Source organism: Mycobacterium heidelbergense (genome assembly GCF_010730745.1).
GTDB classification, from domain to species: Bacteria; Actinomycetota; Actinomycetes; order Mycobacteriales; family Mycobacteriaceae; genus Mycobacterium; species Mycobacterium heidelbergense.
Map to the genome: position 1 here is coordinate 1,894,745 of NZ_AP022615.1, position 20,786 is coordinate 1,915,530.

A 20,786-nucleotide genomic window follows, 5' to 3' on the forward strand; every position below is an offset into this window, starting at 1 on the left:
GAGTGTAGCCTGGACAACGTCGTCGGTTCCCAAGGAGGACAAGCAATGACAGGAACCCACAAAGCGGTCCTCGCCGGCGGTTGCTTCTGGGGGATGCAAGACCTGATCCGCAGGCAGCCGGGGGTGGTCTCGACCCGGGTCGGCTACACCGGCGGCGACGTCCCCAACGCGACCTACCGCAATCACGGCACGCACGCCGAGGCCATCGAAATCGTCTACGACCCGTCGGTCACCGACTACCGCGCGCTGCTGGAGTTCTTCTTCCAGATCCACGATCCGACAACGAAGAACCGGCAGGGCAACGACCGCGGGACCAGCTACCGGTCGGCCATCTTCTACGTCGACGACGAGCAAAAGCGAATCGCGCTGGACACCATCGCCGACGTCGAGGCGTCGGGCCTATGGCCCGGCAAAGTGGTGACCGAGGTCAGCCCGGCCGGTGACTTCTGGGAGGCCGAGCCCGAGCACCAGGACTACCTGGAGCGCTACCCCGACGGGTACACCTGCCACTACGTGCGCCCCGGCTGGACGTTGCCGCGACGGGCGCCCGCCGGCGGCTGACCCGGCGCCGCGGTTTTCACCGCCGGTGGACCACGATGCGCCCGCCCTCCTTGGGGGTGTAGGCGACGCCCCGGCAGTACCACCGCTCCCCCGGAGCCGTGGTGGTCTCAATGGTGAAGTGGCGCAACACCGTTCGTAGCACCACGTCCATCTCCATGTTGGCGAACGCGGCCCCCACGCACCGCCGGGTGCCGCCGCCGAAGGGGATCCACGCGAAGGTGGTCGGCTTGTTGCCGATGTGGCGTTGCGGTACGAAGCGCTCCGGGTCGGGGTAGACGTCGGGATTGTCGTGGATCTGCCCGATGGCCACGATGACCGAATCCCCGCCCGGAATGTCCCACTCGCCGAGCCGGAAAACCGGCGAATAGACGTGGCGTGCGGCGAAATCGATGACCGTCCTGGCCCGCTGGACCTCCAGGATCGTCGCCTGGCGCAGCTCATTGCCGCCGGTGTCCGCCTCCTCGACCAGGGCCGCCAGCACGTCGGGGTGGCGGCTCAGCCGCTCGAATGCCCAGCCCAGCGTCGCCGCGGTGGTTTCGTGCCCGGCGGCCAGCAGCGTGAGCAGCTCGTCGCCGATGTCCTTGCGCGACATGACCGAACCGTCGTCGTAGGTGCTGCGCAGCAGCAGCGCGAGCACGTCGGTCCGCTCGGCGAAGTTCGGGTCCGCCCGCTCGGCGGCGATCAGCTTGTCGAGGACGACGTCGTATTGGCGCCGCCACTCGGCCAGCCGGCCCCACGGGCTGAACCGGCCATATGTGCGTTGGGGTTTCGGCAGTGCGGCCAAGCGGGAGCCGAGGGTGACCCACGGCGGGATGAGCCGGCGCAGCTCGTCGAGTTCGGCTCCGTCGGCCCCGAAAACCGCGCGCAGGATCGCGTTGAGCGTGATGTGCATCATCGACGGCAGCGTTGCGAACGGCCGACCCTCCGGCCAGTCGGCGGTCTCGCGCAGCGTCTCCTCTTCGATGATGGCCTCGTAATTCTTCATGCTCTTGCCGTGGAACGGCGGCGCCAGGAGCCGTCGCCGGCGGCGGTGCTCGTCGCCGTCCAGCGCGAAGACCGAGCCCGACCCGAACAGCCGGCTCAGATTCGGCTGGATATTGCCCAACTCCTCGGGGCCGCTGGTGAAGACCTGCTTGGCCAGCTGCGGGTCGCCGACGATCACGACGCGACCGTAGATCGGGATGCTCAGCGTGAAGACGCTGCCGTAGCGGCGCGCCAGGCGTCGGATCATCCCCCGACGTGAAATCGCAAAGACCAAGCCGCAGAGCAGCTTCGGGATCCGGGCCGCCGGGGGCAGGCTGAGTGGCGGGGACGCCGGTGGGGCGGTGACTAGTTCGCTCATGGCGGTGATTTGCTCCCAACGTCTGCCCCCGCGATCGGGGTGGTACGACGGTGTACCGCAGGCCTTTCCCGGTACGGTACTCTGTAGTACCAAGCCTGACAAGGGTGCCGTACTCACCGAAAGGGGCACTGCCCGTGACGGCGGCGGCTGACCACGCGGTTCTCGGCGACTTCCCCGACGAACCCGATCCGTTTCGGCTTCGGCTGCTCGACGGCCTGGCCACCTCGATCGCCGAGCGTGGCTACCGCGCCAGCACGGTCGCCGACATCGTCCGGCACGCCCGCACGTCCAAGCGCACCTTCTACGACCAGTTCGCCGGCAAGGAAGAGTGCTTCTTGGAGCTCTTGCGCGCCGACATCGAGAAGCTCGGCGAGAGCATCGCCGCGGCGGTGGACCCCGAAGCCGACTGGCACCGGCAGATTCGTCAGGCCGTCGAGGCCTATGTCGGATACATCGAGTCCCGCCCGGCCATCACGTTGAGCTGGATTCGTGAACTTCCGTCGCTGGGCGCCGTCGCCCGCCCGGTGCAGCGCCGCGGGTTGCAGTTGTTGTCCGGCCTGCTGATCGACCTCAGCGCCAGCCCGGGGTTCCGGCGCGCGAAGCTACCGCCGTTGACCGCGCCGCTGGCGGTGATCCTGCTGGGTGGCCTGCGCGAGCTGACGGCGCTGGCCGTCGAAGACGGCAGACCCGTCCGAGAAATAGTCGAGCCGGCCGTAGACGCGTCCATAGCCCTGCTCGGCCCGCGACACTAGGCTCATCGCTGACCCCACTGTGAACTTCTATGACCTGGAGGATCTCGCGATGCGGCTATCGACCCGGAACCAGCTCAAGGGGACGATCACCGAGGTCGATCTCGGCAGCGTGATGGCAATCGTGAAGGTCAAGCTCGACGGCGGCGACCAGATCGTCACGTCCTCGGTCACCAAGGACGCCGCGACCAGCCTCGGCCTGGCGGTCGGGCAGCCGGCGACGGTGTTCATCAAGTCCACCGAGGTCACCATCGGCGTGGACTGACCGGGGCACGCCGAAAGGCGTTACAGCGGTTTATGTTTCGGCGCGCAGGAAGGCGCGCAGGCGGTCGAGCACCAGCTCGGGGCGTTGCTCGACGATCCAGTGGCCGACGCCCTCGACCAGCTCGACCTCGAAATCGCTGATGCGGTCGGCATATCCGTCCAACAGGTCCGGCGTGAGCACCGGGTCCTTCGTGCCACTCAGCCAGCGGACCGGCACGTCGACGCGAGCCCCGGCCTTGAGGTCGTGCTCGCCGCGCAGCCAGCGCACCAATTCCCTGGTCTGAAAGGTGCGATACCACCGCGAACCGGCCACCGCGTGCCCGGGCTCGCGCATGCACTCGACATAGAGACGAACCTCATCGTCGGGCGGCAAGAATCCGCCGCCGACCCACGACGCCAGCAACCGGTAGAACCGGGCGTGGCGATCACCGATCATCCGCGGACCGATCACCGGCAGCAATATCGGGATCTGGTACCAGAACCGCCAGATGTTGCGGAGCAGCGACGGGCCGGGCTCCACCCACGGCGCCACGGTGTTCATCCCGAAGAACCCGGTCACCTTTTCCGGATGGCGCAGCATCATGATGAACGCGACCGGCCCGCCCCAGTCGTGGGCGGCGAGCGTGACGGTCGCGACGCCCAACCGGTCCAGGGCCGCGGCCAGGTCATCGGCCATGTCGTTTTTGAGGTAGCTGGAGCGGGGCGCCGAACTCCAGCCCGCGCCGCGCAGGTCGGGGCACAGCACCCGATAGCCGTCGGCGGCCAGCGGACCGATCAATTCGTGCCATTCCCACCAGTTCTGGGGGAAGCCGTGCACCAGCATCACCGCCGGCCCGTCGGCGGGTCCGGCGTCTGCGACGTGGATCGTGACACCGTCACCCAGGTCCACGTATCTGTGTTCGACACCGTCGAGCGCGGGCATGGCGACCATGTATTCAGAACGTAGTCGATCGTCGGCTACTTCAGGAACCGCTCGATGTAGGGCGCGAAGCGTGCCCGCAGGGCGTCCTCGGTGAGCCCGAACATCTCGGGCGACGTCTCGACGCTTCCGAGCCGGCCGCGCCGGTGATCCGCCAGGTAGCCGGCGACCGCCGCGCGCGCTTGTTCGGTGAACGGCTCACCGGCCAGGGCGTAGACCCGCTCGGCTACGCCGACTTCGTCGGCCATGAAGTCGTCGAACCGGACGTCGATCGAGCGTTCCGGGCCGATGGCGTCACGATCGCGGATGAGCGCGGCGAACATCCGCTCGAGGCGGTCGACCCAGTAATCCGCGATCCGTTTGACCGGCACCGGTGAGCGGTGCATGCGCGCGGAGTAGGCGATCATCGCGAGCATCGACAGCGCCACCGGCACCGGATCGCGGTGGGTGAACACGACGATGCTGTCGCCGAAGACGCGATCCAACACCGGCACCTGCTCGAGGTGCTGGGGCGACTTGAGCAGCCAGCGCCGCCCGCCGCGCAGAAACTGCATCGCCTTCAGCTGGCGGGCGAGGTATCGGTAGTGGGGCGTCTGGTCGTGGGCCTGGTAGTAGTCGCGCCAGCCGGGCACGTCGGCGAGCGTCTCGAAGAGCATCGTCGAAAAGTCGTTGGCGAGCAGCTGGATTTCCTCGTGGACGTGATCGGTGGTCATCTCGTGCATCAGCGCGAAATGCGGCATCACGGTGTTGATAACGCCGACCCCGATATCCATCCGCGTCCGCCGCGGATCCGGCTGAACCCCCGCCTCCCGCGGCGACGGGAACGGCTCGACGCTTTCCCAGTACGGCATGGTGCGGAAGGTGGGCGGCGCCGCCAGCAGGTTGTGCAGGTGGGTGGTGCCGGTGCGGGGCAGGCCGGCGATCACGACCGGCGGTTGCAGTCGAATGCGGTCGATCTCGGGATGGCGGTTCAGCAGGTCGGTGAAGAGGAGCCGGTTCTTGAGCAACTGCAGCAGCTGCCCGTAAAAGTTGACCACCCCGGCCGCGTGCAGCCCGTCGATGTCACGCAGCGCGGCGAGATAGACGTCGAGCCTTTCGCGGTAGTCGCGGTAGTCATCGACTTCCCTGGGGCCGAAATCGTGCAGGCCGGTGTCGGCGCTGGCCCGGTCGTGCAGCGCGTCGGCGTCCAACGGGCAATCCGGGGCCATCGCGGCCATGGCGTCGAGGATCTGCTGGGCCGCGGCGCTGAATCGGGGCTCGGCCAGGTCGTCGAGGCGAACGGAGTGGACGGCGTCGGTCACGGCGACTTATGTTACCGTGAGTTTCGTAATGGTAGTAGTAGCCTTTGGCCGCCCCCGTGACCCGCGCATCGACGCCGCGGTGCTTCGCGCGACGGTCGAACTTCTCGCCGAAACCGGTTACTCCGAGCTCCTGGTCTCGGCCATCGCCGAGCGGGCCGGCACGAGCAAGCCCGCGGTGTACCGGCGCTGGCCGAGCAAGGCGCACCTCGTGCACGAGGCGGTGTTTCCGATCGGCGCGGCGACCGCGATCCCCGACACCGGGTCGCTGCCCGGGGACCTGCGCGAGATGGTGCGCCGCACAACGGCTTTCCTGACGACGCCCGCCGCCAGGGCCGCCCTGCCCGGACTGGTCGGCGAGATGGCGGCGGATCCGACCCTGCATTCGGCGCTGCTGGAGCGGTTCTCCGACATCATCGGCGGCGGGCTCGCCGAGCGGCTGGAACGCGCCGCGGCCCGGGGCGAGGTCCGGCCCGACGTGACGGCCGCCGAACTGGCCGAGGCCATCGCCGGCATCACATTGCTGGGCTTGCTCACGCGCGCAACCGAACTCGACGACGCCTGGGTCGACCGCACCACCACGTTGCTCCTGAAGGGAATCCTGAAAGGAACCACAGCATGACGCACGACTCGACGACCGCGTGGCGGGAACTGCTCGAAACCCTTGGCGCGCTGGACCGTTCCTTCCTCGAGGGGGACCGCGCGGTCACCGACGACCGGCACATCGCCGACGGCTACCGCATGCTGGCCACCACGCTGGGCGTGGCCCTCGACGCCTATCTGTTTCCCGAGCCCGGCCGGCCCCAGTTCGTCGCCGTGAACACGCCGTTCCGTCGCGACCGACGGTGGGGCGGCGACAACACCGATGCGTATTACTTCCTGTGCCCGGTCGATCCGCGACGGCGCTACCGCATCAGCGGCAACAAGGGCGACAGCGTGTACTTCTCGGTGACCGCCTACAACGAACCCTCGCCCGGCGCGTGGTCGGACCGCGTCGTGGCGATCGTGCGTGACAGCGACCTCGACATCGACGCCGACGGCAACTTCCGCTTCGAATTCCCACCGACACCCGACGCCGCCGTGCTGATGACGCGTGACTACCAGGCCGACCCCCTGACCGGCCGCCCGGTCACCTGGCACATCGAGGCCCTCGACGGGCCCGACCCGATACGACACGGCGACGCCGAGACCGCGGCGAGCCTGCGGGCGGCGGCCGCCTGGCTGCGCACCATGTTCGCCATCGTGCCGCTGCCCGTCGGGGACAGGGCCGGCCACGCGCTGGGGCACGAGACCGCCCACGCGGCAAACCAATTCACCGAGCCCTATCAGGTGCCCGACGCCAACTTCGGCTGGTCCGCGCGCGACGCCTGCTACTCCTACGGCAGCTTCGTGCTCGACGACGACGAGGCGCTGGTCATCACCCACCGGCCGCCGTCGTGCAGGTTCTGGAACATGGTGGTGTGGAACCAGTTCATGGCCACCTATGGCGCCTCGGAGGGCCCCGATGCCCGCTGTTCCATCAACGGCCATGGCGCCGCGGTCAACGGTGACGGGTCGGTGACGATCGTCCTGTCCCGCGGGATGACCGCCCACCCGAATTCGGTGACCGCGCTCGGTTACCCCCGCGGCAACCTCGCCTTCCGGTGGTTCCTGCCCGACGGGGTGCCGGCGCGGCCCGAGGTGGAACTCGTGAAGATATCGGACGCACCGACGGCCGCCACCTAGCTCGCCGAGCGTGTAATGAGGGCGGGAAAATCGCCGAAATCTCGCCCTGAGAACACGTTCGGCGCAGTCGTCAGGTCTCGCCGACGAGTTCGATGGCCCGACCCAGGGTGGCGAGCTTGGCGTCCAGCGTGTCACCGGCGGGGTACAGCCGCACGGTGTTCACGCCGGCGCCGCGCCACACCGCAAGCCGGGCCCGAACCATCTCCTCGGTCCCGACGAGCGTGGTGGCCAGCACCATCTCGTCGGTCACCGATCCGGCCGCGCCGTCGCGGTCGCCGCGCTGCCAGCGCTCCCGCACCTCGGCCGCGACGTCGGCCCAGCCCTGCCGGCTGTAGGCCCGGTTGTAGAAGTTCGTGCTCGCCGACCCCATCCCGCCGAGGCTGAAGGCGAGCTCCTTCTTGCGGTCCGCGACCATGCCGCGCAGCTCGTCTTCGTCTGCGGCGAAGGCGACTTCGGCGCCCTGGCAGACGTCGATGTCGGCGCGGGCGCGACCGGCCGCCGCCAGCCCATCGTCGAGGGGCGCGAAGTAGGCGTCGGCGGCGCCTTCCGGCACGAAGCTGGTGCCCAGCCAGCCGTCGGCGATCCGTCCGGTCAACCGCAGCATCGCCGGCGACAGCGCGGCCAGGTAGATCGGAATGGCGTGCTCGGGCCGGGTCGACAGCCGCATCGGCACCGCCTCACCGCCGGGTCGAGGGATCTGAAACTCCGTGCCGGAGTGCGCGATCTTGCCCCCGGCGAACGCCTGCCGCACGATGTCGACGGTTTCGGAGACGCGCGTCAGCGGTCGGCTGAACGAGACGCCGTGCAGGCCCTCGATGACCTGCGGGCCCGACGCGCCGAGCCCGAGCAGGAAGCGGCCGTTCGACAGGTTGGACAGCGTGATCGCGGTCTGGGCGACCATGACGGGCGACCGGGTGCCGACCTGCAGGACGCCGGAACCCAGCAGCATCCGTTCGGTGCGCGCCGCGAGGTAACCCAGCGCGGACGGCGCGTCCGAACCCCATGCCTCGGCGACCCAACAAACGTCGAGGCCCAGCTTTTCCGCCTCGACCACAAGCGTCACGATTTCGTCGGGGGCGCCGGACAACTCGACCGTCGTGGCGGTCCGCATCAACGCACCCCGTGTTCGGCCAGCCGTTTGATCGCCGCCAGCGTCTTGCCGATCGCTGCCTCGAACTCCCGCATCCGCACGAACACGATCTTTTCTTCCTTGTCGGGCATCGAGTCGATGGCCACCGACAATCCCGAGCGTCCCGGCCCCATCCGCATCCAGAAGGTCAGGAAGGTGCCACCGTCTCGCGGTGTCAGCCGGAAACGCCAGGTCGCCGAGGGATATTCGGGATCGCCCACCGCCCAGGCGAACTCCCGCGGCTCGTCGCAGGCGACGACCTGGGAGGTGCTGCTCCACCGCCCGAACGCGTCGTGTTCGTTGTGCCCGACGAAGCGGGCGCCGACCCGGGGCCCGCTGGCTCCGTCGATCCACTCGACGGACTGCAGCTCGTTGCTGAGGGTCGGCATCAGCTCGATGTCGGAGACCAGGCTCCACACCCGGGATGGATCGGCGTCGATCCACGTCGAGGCCTCCACCGTTGGGGTATCCGCATAGCGCGCGCCGGTCCACTCCACGGGCCCATTGTCCCCCGCCCGGACCCGGGTGGCACCTAACGATTAGGCGACGGCCGGCAGTCGATCGACGGGCTTGGCCGGCGCGCCACGCCGCGACCAGGGCTCCGGGAACGTCAGTCTGACGATCTTGCGGACGACGGAGCCGAACTGCTTCAGCAGCGGGCCGCGGTGGTAGGGAATGCCGTAGCGCTCGCAGATCTCCTGCACCTCGGCCGCGATCTCGGCGTACCGGCGGGCCGGCATGTCCGGGAACAGGTGATGTTCGATCTGGTGCGACAGGTTGCCGGACAGCAGGTGAAAGAGCTTGCCGCCGGTCAGGTTTGCCGAGCCGAGGACCTGGCGGAAGTACCACATGCCGCGGGACTCGTCCTTGGTCTCTTCGACGGTGAATTCCTGGGTTCCGTCCGGGAAGTGGCCGCAGAAGATGATCATGTACGACCACACGTTGCGCATCAGGTTGGCCGACAGGTTGCCGGTGAAGACGAACGGGGCGAACGGCCCGGCCAGCAGCGGGAACGCGACGTAGTCCTTGAGCGTCTGCCGGCGCGTCTTTTTCCAGATCTCCCGCAGCACCTCGCGCTTGTCGGTGAGCCTGATCTCCCCGGAACGGATGCGTTCCGTTTCCAGTTCGTGCAGCGCGACCCCGTACTGAAACAACACCATCAGCAGGAACGCGTACACCGGGTTGCCGATGAAGTACGGCTCCCAGGGCTGGTCCTCGCTCATCCGCAGGATGCCGTAGCCGATGTCGCGGTCCATCCCCACGATGTTGGTGTGGGTGTGGTGCATGTAGTTGTGCGAGCGCCGCCATTGGTCTGCCGGGCAGGCCGTGTCCCACTCGAACGTGCGACCGGTAATGGCCGGGTCACGCATCCAGTCGTACTGGCCGTGCATGACGTTGTGGCCGATCTCCATGTTGTCCAGGATTTTCGACAGGCCCAGCATCACGGTGCCGACCGGCCACGCCGGCGGCAGGAAGAGCAGGGCACGCCCGCCGACTTCCAGCGCCCGCTGGGCCTTGATGACGCGGCGGATGTAGTCGGCGTCCTTTTCGCCGAGGTCGGCCGTCACGCGTTCTTTGATGGCGTCGAGTTCGCGGCCGAACGCCTCGGCCTGCTCGGGGGTCAGGGTCATCTTGTTGTCTGACATGAGTTTTCCTCCATGAATCTTGTCTCTAGAGCGACAGATCGACGTCGCCGACCGGGACGGACACGCAGATCTGGACGTCCTCGTCCGGGGCGGTGGAGACGGCGCCGGTGACCAGGTTGCGCACGGTGCCGGCGGTCTTGCGCCGGGTGCAGGTGTGGCAGATCCCCATCCGGCATCCGTTCTCCGGGGTCAGGCCGGCCGTTTCGGCCTGCTCCAGCAGCGGGCGACCGTCGTCCACCACGTCGATCCCGCTGTCGGCGAACGTGATTCGCCCGCCCGACGGATCGGCCGGCGCCTCCAACGCCGGGGGTACGAAGCTCTCGGTGTGCACGTTGTCGCAGTGCTCGCGTACGGCGTCGACCAAAGCCGTTGGCCCACAAACGAACACCGCATCGGGCGACGGCATGGCCGCGGTTAGGTGGTCGGCGTCGAAGCGGCCGACCAGGTCGCCGGCGCCGGAACGGGTGTAGCCGTGCAGAACGCGCACGCCCGGCATCGCGGCCAGTTCATCGCGATAGCACGCCTCGGCCGGTGTGCGGGCGTAGTGCACGAACGCGATCTCGCCCCGGTGGCGCTCCGCGATCAGCGTGCGCAGCATCGCCATGACCGGGGTGATGCCGCTGCCGCCGGAGACGAACAGGGCCCGTCGCGGCCGCACCGCCGGCAACACGAAGTCGCCGCCGACGCCGGCCAGGCCGACCACCATGCCGCGACGGGCACGCTCGTAGAGGTGGGTCGAGACCAGCCCGCCGTCGTGGTGACCGATCGTCAGCTCGAGGGTGGGGCTTGCTTCGGCGTTGGCCGGCGAGTAGCAGCGGGTGTGCCGGCGGCCGTCGATGTCGACCGTGAGGTTGACGTACTGACCGGCTTGGACGGCGTGGGTGGATGTGAAGCCCTCGTTGGGGGCGAGCGTGAGAGTGACGCTGCGCGGAGTGGTCCGGCGCACGTCGACGACCTTGGCGCGGGCCTCGCCCATCGTCCAGGTCGGCGCGACCAGCTCGGTGTAGCGGTCCACGCCGTGCGGGCCGGTGAGCAGGTCCAGCAGGTCCGAACCCAGGACCCGCCGCCGAAGGGTTCGGGTGAGATTCCGAGTCGGCATTTGAGTGAACATATGTACACACTGTTACCGGGTGACCCAGGTGGTCAAGTGTTTAGCCAGCTCTGTGGTAGGGTTCACATAGTGAACAGCCGTACTCCTAGCTCACGACCGCGCCGGTCGGGGCGCGAGCGTTCCCGCGAGAGCCCGTCGCGCGAGGAACGCAAGGAGGCAACGCGCCGGGCCATCATCGCCGCGGCGCTGAGGCTGCTGCAGGACCGCAGCTTTTCCAGCCTGAGCCTGCGCGAGGTGACCCGCGAGGTCGGGATCGTGCCCGCGGCGTTCTACCGTCACTTCGAGTCGATGGAGGCCCTCGGCCTGGTATTGATCGACGAATCGTTTCGCAGCCTGCGCGACACCCTGCGCGAAGCCCGCGCCGGCCGGCTCGACCCGAACCGGGTGATCGAGTCGTCGGTCGAGATCCTGATCGCCAGCGTCGCCCAGCGGCGGGAGCACTGGCGCCTCATCGGCCGGGAGCGCAACAGCGGGCTGAGCGTGCTGCGCTACGCCATCCGCACCGAGATCCGGCTGCTCACCTCGGAGCTGGCGACCGATCTGGCGCGCTTCCCGGGGCTCAACGAGTGGTCCACGGAGGACCTCAACGTCCTGGCGACGCTGTTCGTGAACGCGATGATCGTCATCGCCGAGGCGATCGAGGACGCGCAGAGCGCCGAGGCGCTGGAGGACATCCGGCGTATCGCCGTCAAGCAGTTGCGGATGATCGCCGTCGGCATCGCCGGCTGGCGGAGCGGTCCCTAGGGACCGTCACGTCGTTGTCGGAGGTCACCGGGGCGCCCGCCACATCGCCCAGAGCGGCGGGCCGCCGTCGGGCAACGTGATCTCGCGGGTGACCGTGAACCCGAAACGCTCGTAGTACGGCACGTTTTCGGGCTTGGTCGACTCGAGATAGGCCGGGCAGTACTCGGCGTCGCAGCGGTCCAGCCGGGACCGCATCAGGGCCTGCCCGAAGCCGCGCCCCCGGACCGTCGGGTCGCTGCCGATCGCGGCCAAATACCAGTGCGGTTCCTCGGGGTGGGCACGCCTCATCAGTTCCTGCACCGCGCGTCCCCGCATCGAGCGGAGACCGAACACCCGGAGGAACGTCGGCATCATCGCCCACTGCTCTCGGCGCGTTCCCTGCCATTGACACGGCGGATCCCACAGCGCCGCCGCGCCGATGGCCGGACCATCGCGGGCCACCTCGACGCCGCCGTGGGCAAGGTGGTGGTGCCGGGTCATGGTCGCGAACATCCGGTACAGGTGCGCGGTCCGCGCCTCGGCATCGGGGAGGAGCCACATCATCACCGGGTCGTCGTCAAACGCCCGGGCCAGGGTGTGTGACAACTCGCGGATGTCGGCCTTGCGCGCCGGGCGCGCCCGGGGGGTCACCCTCGTCAGGCTAATGGGGTGTGACGCGCGGCGTGGCGGGTATCTCGACCCGGTGACGGGCATCTCGCGGCGGGCGTTCGGTCGGGTGGCCGCCGGCGCGGGCACCGGCGAGCGACTCAACGAGCAGGCCAGCACCAACGCCTACGGCGACTACCGCGAGCGCCACGACCGGCTGATCGAGGCGATCGAACTGATCCGCCAACTGTGGAGTGGCTCGCGAATCTCCTTCGCGGGCCGCTACTTTCGGACGGACTCGGTGAAGCTGTACGACACCCCGGCCACGCCGCCGCCGATCTTCGTGGCCGCCGGCGGCCCCAAGAGCGCAAGGCTGGCCGGTCAATACGGCGACGGCTGGATCACGCAGGCCCGCGATGTCGCCGATTCGAAGTTGTTAGCCGCGTTCAGCGCCGGCGCGCAGGCCGCCGGTCGCGACGCCGCCACGCTGGAGAAGCGCGCCGAATTGTTCGCCGTCGTCGGCGATAACGACCAGGCCGCCCGCGCCGCGGTGTTGTGGCGCTTCACCGCCGGGGCCGTCGACCAGCCCAATCCCGTCGAGATCCAGCGCGCCGCCGAGTCGAACCCCATCGACAAAGTGCTCGCCAACTGGACGGTAGGCACCGACCCCACCCCGCACGTCGATGCCGTGCAGAAGGTCCTCGACGCGGGGGCCGTTCCGTTTTTGCACTTCCCGCAGGACGATCCCGTCGCCGCCATCGACTTCTACCGCGCCAACGTCTTGCCCAAACTGCATACTTGAGCCCATGCCGCAGGTTCCTCCGGCCCGTTATCTGTTGCGCGCCAAAGACCTGGCCGACGCCCGTTACGCCGAGCCGATCACCGTCGATGATCTGGCCGCCGCCGCCGGACTCTCGCGCGCCCACTTCAGCCGCATGTTCGCTCGGACCTTCGGTGAATCACCCCGCTCGTACCTGCAGACGTGCCGGTTGGAACGGGCCGCCGCACTGCTGCGGTGCACCGACCGATCTGTCGCCGACATTGCCGTCATGGTCGGTCTGCGCAGCGTCGGTTCGTTCACCACTGCCTTCGGCCGCGTGTATGGGTTGCCGCCCACCGCCTACCGGGCCAGCCTCCCGCCGGCGTCGGTGCACGCGCGGGTGCCGAGCTGCATTCTGCGACGGGATACCCGCCGGCCCCCCGAGGGCCGCGTCAAGACAGCACACGGGAAGAAGACGGACGGCGTGGACAGCCCGTAGCGTCGTGCTCATGTTGAAGATTGCGAGCGCCCATTTGTGGGTGCATGACCAGGATGTCGCACTCGAGTACTGGACCGAGAAGGTGGGCATGGAAGTGCGCCAAGATGTTTCGTTGCCCGAGCTGCACTTCCGGTGGTTGACGGTCGGCCCACCGGGCCAGGACGACGTGTCGATCGTCTTGATGGCGATTCCAGGTCCGCCGGTGATGGACGACGCGACCCGCAATCAGGTGAGCGAAGTGATGTCGAAGGGTTTCGCCGGCACCGTGTTCCTGACCACCGATGACTGCCAGGCCACCTACGACGAGATGAAGTCGCGGGGCGTGGAGTTCACCGAGGAGCCGCACGAGATGCCCTACGGCATCGACTGCGGTTTCCGCGACCCATCCGGTAACAGCGTTCGGCTGACCCAATTGGCCCAGATCGGCGGCTGACCAGGCGGCCCACGTCCGCCGTCGCGATTAGGATGGTGTGGCTTCATCGACGAGGCCGGTGCGACGCCGCACCGGGGAACGGTTGGCCACGGTGTGGGACTTCGAAACGGACCCGGAATACCAGGCGAAGCTGGACTGGGTCGAAAAATTCATGGTCGACGAGCTGGAACCGCTCGATCTGGTCGCCCTTGACCCGTATGACAAAAAGAACGCGGAGATGATGGCAATCCTGCGGCCGTTGCAACAGCAGGTGAAGGACCAGGGGCTGTGGGCCGCGCATCTGCGGCCCGAGCTCGGCGGCCAGGGCTTCGGCCAGGTCAAGCTCGCGCTGCTCAACGAGATCCTCGGGCGCTCCCGCTGGGCGCCGTCGGTGTTCGGCTGCCAGGCGCCGGACTCGGGCAACGCCGAGATCCTCGCGCTGTTCGGCACCGACGAACAGAAGGCGCGCTACCTGCAGCCGCTGCTCGACGGCGAGATCACCTCCTGCTATTCGATGACCGAACCGCAGGGCGGTTCCGACCCCGGGCAGTTCGTCACCGCCGCGACCCGCGACGGTGACTACTGGGTGATCAACGGCGAGAAGTGGTTTTCCACGAACGCCAAGCACGCGTCGTTTTTCATCGTCATGGCCGTCACCAACCCCGAGTCGCGCACCTACGACAAGATGTCGCTGTTCATCGTCCCGGCCGAGACGCCGGGCATCGAGATCGTGCGCAACGTCGGGGTCGGGGCCGAGTCGTCGAAGCGTGCCAGCCACGGCTATGTCCGCTACACCGACGTCCGGGTGCCGGCCGATCACGTGCTGGGCGGCGAGGGCCAGGCGTTCATGATCGCGCAGACCCGGCTCGGCGGTGGCCGCATCCATCACGCGATGCGCACAATCGCGTTGGCGCGCAGTGCATTCGACATGATGTGTGAGCGCGCGGTGTCGCGGAAGACGAGGCACGGGCGGCTGTCCGATTTCCAGATGACGCAGGAGAAGGTCGCCGACAGCTGGATTCAGATCGAACAGTTCCGGCTGCTGGTGCTGCGCACCGCGTGGTTGATCGACAAGCACCACGACTATCAGAAGGTGCGCCGCGACATCGCGGCGGTGAAGGTCGCCATGCCCCAGGTGCTCCACGACGTGGTGCAGCGGGCCATGCACCTGCACGGCGCGCTCGGCGTCTCCGACGAGATGCCGTTCGTCAAGATGATGGTGGCCGCCGAGTCGCTGGGCATCGCCGACGGCGCCACCGAGCTGCACAAGATGACGGTCGCCCGCCGCACGCTGCGTGAATACCAGCCCGTGACAACGCCTTTCCCGTCACAGCACATACCGACCCGGCGCGCCGAAGCCCAGGCCCGGCTGGCCGAGCGCCTGGAACACGCGATCGCGGAGTTCTGACCCGATATCCCCGGCGAGCAGACGCACAATCGCATTGCGCGGGCCCGCGCAATGCGATTCCGCGTCTGCTCGGCGCGGTTAACGCTCGGCGCGGTTAGGTGATGTAGCGGACGATGCTTTCGGCCACGCACGCCGGCTTGGGTGACCCGTCGATCTCGACGGTGGTCGACACGGTGGCCTGCACGGCGCCGTCGCCGAGGTCGTCGACGCTGACCAACGAGCTCTGGGCGCGCACCCTGGACCCGACGGGCACCGGGGCCGGGAAGCGAACCTTGTTGAGGCCGTAGTTGATTGCGAGCTTGATGCCGTTGACGGTGTAGATCTGGTGCTGCAGCCGCGGCAGCAGCGCCAGGGTCATGAAACCGTGGGCGATGGTTTTGCCGAACGGGCCGGCCGCGGCGCGCTCCGGGTCGACGTGGATCCACTGGTGATCACCGGTCGCGTCGGCAAACAGGTTGACGTCCTGCTGGGTGATGGTCACCCAGTCGCTGTGCCCGAGGGTCTCGCCCGCCGCGGCGGCGAATTCGGCCACTGATTCGAAGGTGCGCATGCGGTTTCTCCTTGGTTTCGGCTGCTAACACTAGCGCCGGGCGCGGCGGCCGGTTACCCAAGCGCGCCGATCGCCGCTTGCAGCTTGGCGGTGGCCTGATCCGCGACGTCCTGCAAAGCCCCCGCCTCACCTGTCACTTTGACCATGAGTTGGGGGTCCATCGCCTCGACGAGAACCGCGTCGCCCTCGCCGGCGGGGTCAGACCGCACCACCACGTTGCACGGCAGTAACTGGCCGATCTGGCGGTGGATGCCCAGCGCGCGGTGCGCCAGCACCGGGTTGCAGGCACCCAGGATGAGATAGTTCTCGATATCCTCCCCGAGCTTTTGCTTCAGCGTGGCCTTCACGTCGATCGTGGTCAGTACGCCGAAACCCTGATCGGCCAGCGCCTTTGTTGTCCGGTCCACCGCGTCCTCGAACGAGGTGTGCAGCGTGGTGCTCAGTCCTGATGTCATTTGTCCCTCACCTTTCCGCCTTGAACTCACCGAGATGTCGCGTCGCGCCGGCTAAGCCGCGGTGCGTGGCCGTTGCAGCTGGGTGAACTGTGGAGTTGCGGCCAGAGTGGCGACCGCGTCGAACAGTGCGATCGTTGCGCCCGCGTCGGGCAGCGCGGTCAGCACAGGCCCGAAAAATGTGTGTTCACCGATCCGCAGGATCGGACTGCCCCCGGTTTCGCCGAGCGCGTCCTGTCCCGCCTGATGTTGTTGCCGCACAACCTCGTCCAGGGATGCGTCGGAGACGGCCGCGGCGGTGGCACCGCGGGCGCCCGCCATCATCAAAACGTGCGCCACGAGATCTGCGCCGACGGGTTCGGAACGGTCGAAGTATCGCTCGCCGAAGGCGAAATACGCGGCCACCCATCCGGCGGCGCCGTGTTCGCGGGCTATGGCCGCCATCAGCCGGCCGACCTGTTGCGAGTCACGCATCCGGGCCTGCTGCGCGGGCGCTAGTTCCCGGCCCTCGTTGAGGACCGCCAGATTCATGAGCTGCCAATCAATCGCCAACCCGGTCTTCTCGGCGACGGCGCGTAGCCAACGTGCGGTGTTCCAGGAGAACGGACACACCGGGTCCAGCCAGAGTGTCGCCTTCGATTCGACTCGATCCGTGCTGGCAGAGTCCATTTGCCGCCTCCCCTCGTTACGATCGCCCGCCATCAGGCCAGGCTCAGGAACAGTTTTTCCAGCTCGTCGATCGACAAAGCGGGCGCACCAGCCGGCCGGTCCTCCGACGGCGCGATGCAGTCACGCAGGCCGGAGGCGATGATTTTGAAGCCGGCGCGATCCAGCGCCCGCGATACCGCCGCCAACTGGGTGACGACGTCTTTACAGCTGCGTCCCTGCTCGATCATCGAGATGACGCCCCCGAGCTGACCCTGCGCCCGGCGTAACCGGGCGAGGACGGCATCGATGTCGCCCTGGCGATGCCTGGCGACGTCGACGTTAAGCGGTGAACTGCCGCGCACTTCTTTTGCCATACCTCCTTCATACCATACCCCGCCGGGTATTTCCCCATCTCGTGATATACCCTATGGGGTATGGTATGACGATGGGTGCCCGCCGGCCCTCAGGCGCAGGCCAAACGGCCCTATCGGCCGCGGCGAGGCGGGCCGAGACTCCGTACCGGGAAGACCGGGTCACGAGCGAAAGGAAACGTCAGTGTCCACGTTTCTGATGCGGGCTTGGGTGCCGCTCGTCGTCGTGGCGGCGGTTGCCCTGGGCGGCGTCGCCGTCGACCGGCTCCGCGGTGTTTTCGGCTCCGACGCGATCTTCACCGCGACGGGCAGCAGCGCCGAACCACTCGAGCCCTCGCATGTCAAGCGGGTGACCTACGAGGTCTACGGACCCGGCGGCACGGCGGGAAGCGTCAGCTACCTCGACACGAACGCGCAGCCGCAACGGGCAGACTTCGCCACACTGCCGTGGACCGTCACGATCACGACAACCGCGCCCGCCGTGATCGCCAGCGTGGTGGCGCAGGGCAACAGCGACGACATCGGGTGCCGCATCACCGTCAACGGTGTGCTCAAGGACGAACGATCCTCGGTCGGGCGCCACGCCCAAACTTCCTGTCTGGTGAAGGCCGCATGACCACCGACAACGACGCTCGCCCGAAATTCATGCGGTTCGTCCGCAGGTTCGCCGTGCCCATCCTGCTGGGATGGCTGCTTGTGACCGTCGCCCTGAATGTGCTTGTTCCGCCGATCGAGTCAGTCGCGCGAAATCACGCGGTGACGATGTCACCGCACGACGCGCCGGCGATGATCGCCGCCAAGCGCATCGGCGCAACCTTCCATGAGTCGGACTCCGACAGCATCGCGATGATCGTCCTGGAGAGCAGCAATCCGCTTGGCGAGGAGGCGCACCGCTATTACGACGGGCTGGTGAAAGAGCTGCGGGCCGACCCCAAGCACGTGCAGCACGTCCAGAACGTGTGGGGCGACCCGCTCACGGCCGCCGGCGTCCAGAGCCGGGACGGCAAAGCCGCTTACGCCCAACTCAATTTGGCCGGAAACCAGGGCAGCACCGAGGGAAACGAGTCCGTCAAAGCGGTACGGGACGTCGTCGGCAAGTCGGCACCTCCGGCGGGGCTCAAGGTTTACGTCACCGGTCCGGCACCGCTGACAACGGACATGAACGAAGCCGCCGACAAAAGCATGTTCACAATGATGGGCGTGACCGGTGTGGTCATCATGATCATGCTTTTCATCGCCTACCGTTCCGTCAGCACGGTGCTCCTGGTTCTCGTCATGGTTGGTTTCGAGATGGGCACGGCCCGAGGGCTTGTCGCGCTGCTCGGGAACTCCGGCCTGTTGGGGTTTTCGACGTTCGTCGTCGCGATGCTGTCCTCGCTCGCGATTGCGGCGGGAACCGATTACGCGATCTTTCTGATCGGTCGGTACCAGGAGGCTCGCCAGGCCGGTCAGGATCGAGAAACCGCCTACTACACGATGTTCCGCGGGACCTGGCACATCATCTTGGGCTCGGGGTTGACCATCGCCGGCGCCACCTTCTGCCTCCACTTGGCGCGACTCTCGTATTTCAGGGCGCTGGGCATTCCGTCCGCAGTGGGGTTGCTCGTCGTCGTCGCGGGAGCCCTGACCGCGGCGCCCGCCGTGGTCGCGGTGGCCACCCGGTTCGGTTGGCTCGACCCGAAACGGATGATCAAGACGCGCGGGTGGCGGCGCGTCGGCACCGCAACGGTGCGCTGGCCCGGCGCGGTATTCGCGGCCGCACTGGCCATCGCCATCGTCGGCATCCTCATCATGCCGAGCATGAAGGTCAGCTACAACGACCGCTTCTACATCCCGGCCAACCTGCCGTCGAACGTCGGATACGCGGCCGCCGAGCGCCATTTCAGCGCCGCCACAATGAATCCCGACATCCTGATGATCGAGAGCGATCACGACATGCGCAACAGCGGCGACATGATCATCCTGGACAGGCTGGCCAAGGACGTCTTTCGCTCGCCGGGAATCGCGATGGTACAAAGCATCACCCGCCCGTTGGGCGGTCCGATCGAGCACACGTCGATACCGTTCCAGATCAGTGCCCAATCGATCCCGATCCAGCAGAACCTGCAATTCATGAGGGACCGCACGGCCGACATGCTCACCATGAGCGACGATCTCGGCGCCATGATCGCCTCGATGCAGCGGATGCAGGGCTTGCTCGGGCAGATGAGCGGCGCGACCCATCACATGGTCGGCGATACGCGCGAGATGCACGCCACGCTGGACGAGATGCGCGACCATCTGGCAGATTTCGATGACTTCGCGCGCCCGTTTCGCGGTTATTTGTATTGGGAGCCACACTGTTTCAACATCCCGGTCTGCTGGGCTTCCAGGTCGGTGTTCGAGGCGATCGACGGGGTGGACAAGTTCAGCGAGAACATGAGCACGCTGATCAAGGACATGGACAACGTCGACGCGATCGTGCCCCAGATGCTCGCCGAGTTTCCGCCCATCATCGCCGTCGCGAGGTCCATGCAGGCGACCCTGCTCACCATGCACAGCAGCTTCTCGGGCCTGGTCACGCAAATGGCCCAGATGACCGACACGGCCAGCGCGATGGGTCAGGCCTTCGACGCCTCCAGAAGCGGCGACTACTTTTACCTGCCCCCGGAAGCGTTCCAGAACGCCGACTTTCAGCGCGGCCTGAAATTGTTCCTGTCGCCGGACGGCAAGGCCGCGCGCTTCATCATCACCCACGACGCGGACCCGGCAACTCCGGCGGGCATATCCGCGGTCAAGCCGGAACTGGCCGCCGCACAGCAAGCGGTGAAGGGAACCAACCTGACCGGCGCGAGGTTCTACCTCGCCGGCACCGCCGCGATATACCGCGACATCCAGGCGGGCTCCCAATACGATCTGCTGATCGTCGGAATAGCGGCCCTGACACTGATTTTCGCGGTCATGGTGATGATCACCCGGGCCTTGGTCGCGTCTCTGGTGATCGTCGGGACGGTGTTGCTCTCGCTGGGCGCCGCCTTCGGACTCTCGGTATTGGTGTGGCAACACCTCGTGGGTCTGGACTTGAACTGGATCGCGCCGGTGTTCGGGTTGATCATCCTGCTCGCCGTTGGTTCCGACTACAACCTGTTGCTGGTGTCACGGTTCCAGGAGGAGATCGGCGCCGGGCTGAAGACCGGCATCGTCCGCTCGATGGGCGAAACCGGGGGCGTCGTGACGGCGGCGGGGCTGGTGTTCGCCTTCACCATGATGTCGATGGCCGCCAGCGATCTCCGCTCAATCGGGCAGGCCGGCACGACGATCGGACTCGGCCTGCTCTTCGACACCCTGGTCGTGCGCTCCTTGATGACGCCGTCGATCGCGGCGCTGCTCGGGCGCTGGTTCTGGTGGCCGATCCGCGTGCGCCCGCGCCCGGCCAGCTCCATGCTGCGGCCCTTCGGACCGCGTCGACTCGTTCGTTCGCTTCTTCTCGGTGAGGATGCCGGGGCGCCCACCGCCAAGGCCGAGAATGCCATGGCCTCGGCGGCGCGGTGAGAACCGCGGGCGTCGACGACGGTGCGCTGACGGACGTGGTCCTGCATTTCCTCGAAAAGTAGCCGGCGGCTAGGTCCCACAC

23 protein-coding genes and 1 pseudogene are annotated in these 20,786 nt (G+C 67.5%); 12 read left to right on the forward strand and 12 right to left on the reverse strand.

The annotated features are described in order from the left end of the window. The first annotated feature begins 45 nt into the window (after positions 1–45). Positions 46–561, forward strand: a complete 516-nt coding sequence (msrA, locus tag G6N25_RS08940) for a peptide-methionine (S)-S-oxide reductase MsrA (RefSeq protein WP_083072914.1) — start codon at positions 46–48, stop codon at positions 559–561. Between the two features lie 16 nt (positions 562–577). Here the strand turns inward: msrA and G6N25_RS08945 are convergent, their stop codons facing one another. Continuing rightward, complete coding sequence (locus tag G6N25_RS08945) at positions 578–1,903, reverse strand: cytochrome P450 (RefSeq protein WP_083072915.1); 1,326 nt, start codon at positions 1,901–1,903, stop codon at positions 578–580. A gap of 134 nt (positions 1,904–2,037) precedes the next feature. On the opposite strand from G6N25_RS08945, the gene G6N25_RS08950 reads away from it, so the two are divergent. Together G6N25_RS08950 and G6N25_RS08955 are read left to right on the forward strand one after the other, a co-directional pair. Further along, positions 2,038–2,655 carry a TetR/AcrR family transcriptional regulator gene (locus G6N25_RS08950; RefSeq protein WP_083072916.1) on the forward strand — a complete coding sequence of 206 codons (618 nt, stop codon included), beginning with the start codon at positions 2,038–2,040 and terminating at the stop codon, positions 2,653–2,655. A gap of 49 nt (positions 2,656–2,704) precedes the next feature. Then, positions 2,705–2,917: a TOBE domain-containing protein gene (locus G6N25_RS08955; protein WP_083073087.1), complete on the forward strand. Its 213-nt coding sequence runs from the start codon at positions 2,705–2,707 to the stop codon at positions 2,915–2,917. Positions 2,918–2,947: 30 nt separating this feature from the next. Here the strand turns inward: G6N25_RS08955 and G6N25_RS08960 are convergent, their stop codons facing one another. Both G6N25_RS08960 and G6N25_RS08965 read right to left on the reverse strand, forming a co-directional pair. Next, positions 2,948–3,847, reverse strand: coding sequence for an alpha/beta fold hydrolase (locus G6N25_RS08960; protein ID WP_083072917.1), 900 nt, complete (start codon positions 3,845–3,847; stop codon positions 2,948–2,950). Positions 3,848–3,873: 26 nt separating this feature from the next. Further along, positions 3,874–5,136 (reverse strand): sulfotransferase family protein, encoded by a 1,263-nt coding sequence (locus G6N25_RS08965; protein ID WP_083072918.1) that lies wholly within the window; start codon positions 5,134–5,136, stop codon positions 3,874–3,876. Positions 5,137–5,164: 28 nt separating this feature from the next. Here G6N25_RS08965 and G6N25_RS08970 point away from each other — a divergent pair, with 28 nt between their 5' ends. Both G6N25_RS08970 and G6N25_RS08975 read left to right on the forward strand, forming a co-directional pair. Continuing rightward, positions 5,165–5,755, forward strand: coding sequence for a TetR/AcrR family transcriptional regulator (locus G6N25_RS08970; RefSeq protein WP_083072919.1), 591 nt, complete (start codon positions 5,165–5,167; stop codon positions 5,753–5,755). After that, positions 5,752–6,858 carry a hypothetical protein gene (locus G6N25_RS08975; RefSeq protein ID WP_083072920.1) on the forward strand — a complete coding sequence of 369 codons (1,107 nt, stop codon included), beginning with the start codon at positions 5,752–5,754 and terminating at the stop codon, positions 6,856–6,858. Before G6N25_RS08970 ends, G6N25_RS08975 begins: the two co-directional genes overlap by 4 nt. A gap of 70 nt (positions 6,859–6,928) precedes the next feature. Here the strand turns inward: G6N25_RS08975 and G6N25_RS08980 are convergent, their stop codons facing one another. Genes G6N25_RS08980 through G6N25_RS08995 form a run of 4 tightly spaced genes read right to left on the reverse strand, consistent with a single transcriptional unit; the run spans position 6,929 to position 10,732 of the window. Next, a complete protein-coding gene (locus tag G6N25_RS08980; protein WP_083072921.1) occupies positions 6,929–7,969 on the reverse strand; it encodes an LLM class flavin-dependent oxidoreductase in 1,041 nt (346 codons plus the stop codon). Continuing rightward, a complete protein-coding gene (locus G6N25_RS08985) occupies positions 7,969–8,484 on the reverse strand; it encodes an SRPBCC family protein (protein WP_083072922.1) in 516 nt (171 codons plus the stop codon). The genes G6N25_RS08980 and G6N25_RS08985 overlap by 1 nt, the downstream gene beginning before the upstream one ends. A gap of 42 nt (positions 8,485–8,526) precedes the next feature. Then, on the reverse strand, positions 8,527–9,633 hold the full coding sequence (locus G6N25_RS08990) for a fatty acid desaturase family protein (protein WP_083072923.1): 1,107 nt from the start codon (positions 9,631–9,633) through the stop codon (positions 8,527–8,529). A 25-nt stretch (positions 9,634–9,658) separates the two neighbouring features. Continuing rightward, positions 9,659–10,732, reverse strand: a complete 1,074-nt coding sequence (locus tag G6N25_RS08995) for a ferredoxin reductase (protein ID WP_083073088.1) — start codon at positions 10,730–10,732, stop codon at positions 9,659–9,661. A gap of 81 nt (positions 10,733–10,813) precedes the next feature. Here G6N25_RS08995 and G6N25_RS09000 point away from each other — a divergent pair, with 81 nt between their 5' ends. Next, complete coding sequence (locus G6N25_RS09000) at positions 10,814–11,488, forward strand: TetR family transcriptional regulator (RefSeq protein ID WP_083072924.1); 675 nt, start codon at positions 10,814–10,816, stop codon at positions 11,486–11,488. A gap of 24 nt (positions 11,489–11,512) precedes the next feature. Here the strand turns inward: G6N25_RS09000 and G6N25_RS09005 are convergent, their stop codons facing one another. Further along, a complete protein-coding gene (locus G6N25_RS09005; protein ID WP_083072925.1) occupies positions 11,513–12,118 on the reverse strand; it encodes a GNAT family N-acetyltransferase in 606 nt (201 codons plus the stop codon). A 79-nt stretch (positions 12,119–12,197) separates the two neighbouring features. On the opposite strand from G6N25_RS09005, the pseudogene G6N25_RS09010 reads away from it, so the two are divergent. The 4 genes and pseudogenes from G6N25_RS09010 to G6N25_RS09025 form a co-directional block, all read left to right on the forward strand. Then, a pseudogene (locus tag G6N25_RS09010) lies at positions 12,198–12,875 on the forward strand (LLM class flavin-dependent oxidoreductase); the annotation flags it as partial. 4 nt (positions 12,876–12,879) lie between these two features. Then, a complete protein-coding gene (locus G6N25_RS09015) occupies positions 12,880–13,332 on the forward strand; it encodes a helix-turn-helix transcriptional regulator (protein ID WP_083072927.1) in 453 nt (150 codons plus the stop codon). A 10-nt stretch (positions 13,333–13,342) separates the two neighbouring features. Further along, positions 13,343–13,765 (forward strand): VOC family protein, encoded by a 423-nt coding sequence (locus G6N25_RS09020; protein WP_083072928.1) that lies wholly within the window; start codon positions 13,343–13,345, stop codon positions 13,763–13,765. A gap of 91 nt (positions 13,766–13,856) precedes the next feature. Then, on the forward strand, positions 13,857–15,152 hold the full coding sequence (locus G6N25_RS09025) for an acyl-CoA dehydrogenase family protein (protein ID WP_083073089.1): 1,296 nt from the start codon (positions 13,857–13,859) through the stop codon (positions 15,150–15,152). Positions 15,153–15,246: 94 nt separating this feature from the next. On the opposite strand, the gene G6N25_RS09030 is transcribed toward G6N25_RS09025, so the two are convergent. The 4 genes from G6N25_RS09030 to G6N25_RS09045 are packed head-to-tail and all read right to left on the reverse strand — an operon-like array spanning position 15,247 to position 17,176. Next, on the reverse strand, positions 15,247–15,702 hold the full coding sequence (locus G6N25_RS09030) for a MaoC family dehydratase (RefSeq protein WP_083072929.1): 456 nt from the start codon (positions 15,700–15,702) through the stop codon (positions 15,247–15,249). A gap of 53 nt (positions 15,703–15,755) precedes the next feature. Next, positions 15,756–16,157, reverse strand: a complete 402-nt coding sequence (locus tag G6N25_RS09035) for a DUF302 domain-containing protein (protein ID WP_083072930.1) — start codon at positions 16,155–16,157, stop codon at positions 15,756–15,758. A 51-nt stretch (positions 16,158–16,208) separates the two neighbouring features. Then, positions 16,209–16,823, reverse strand: coding sequence for a mycothiol-dependent nitroreductase Rv2466c family protein (locus G6N25_RS09040; protein ID WP_083073090.1), 615 nt, complete (start codon positions 16,821–16,823; stop codon positions 16,209–16,211). A 32-nt stretch (positions 16,824–16,855) separates the two neighbouring features. Continuing rightward, on the reverse strand, positions 16,856–17,176 hold the full coding sequence (locus tag G6N25_RS09045; RefSeq protein ID WP_083072931.1) for a metal-sensitive transcriptional regulator: 321 nt from the start codon (positions 17,174–17,176) through the stop codon (positions 16,856–16,858). Positions 17,177–17,372: 196 nt separating this feature from the next. Between G6N25_RS09045 and G6N25_RS09050 the strand changes: the two genes are divergently transcribed. Both G6N25_RS09050 and G6N25_RS09055 read left to right on the forward strand, forming a co-directional pair. After that, positions 17,373–17,789: an MmpS family transport accessory protein gene (locus G6N25_RS09050; RefSeq protein ID WP_179961712.1), complete on the forward strand. Its 417-nt coding sequence runs from the start codon at positions 17,373–17,375 to the stop codon at positions 17,787–17,789. Continuing rightward, entirely contained in the window at positions 17,786–20,704 is a 2,919-nt protein-coding gene (locus tag G6N25_RS09055; RefSeq protein ID WP_083072933.1) for an MMPL/RND family transporter, read from the forward strand. Before G6N25_RS09050 ends, G6N25_RS09055 begins: the two co-directional genes overlap by 4 nt. The last annotated feature ends 82 nt before the right edge of the window (positions 20,705–20,786 follow it).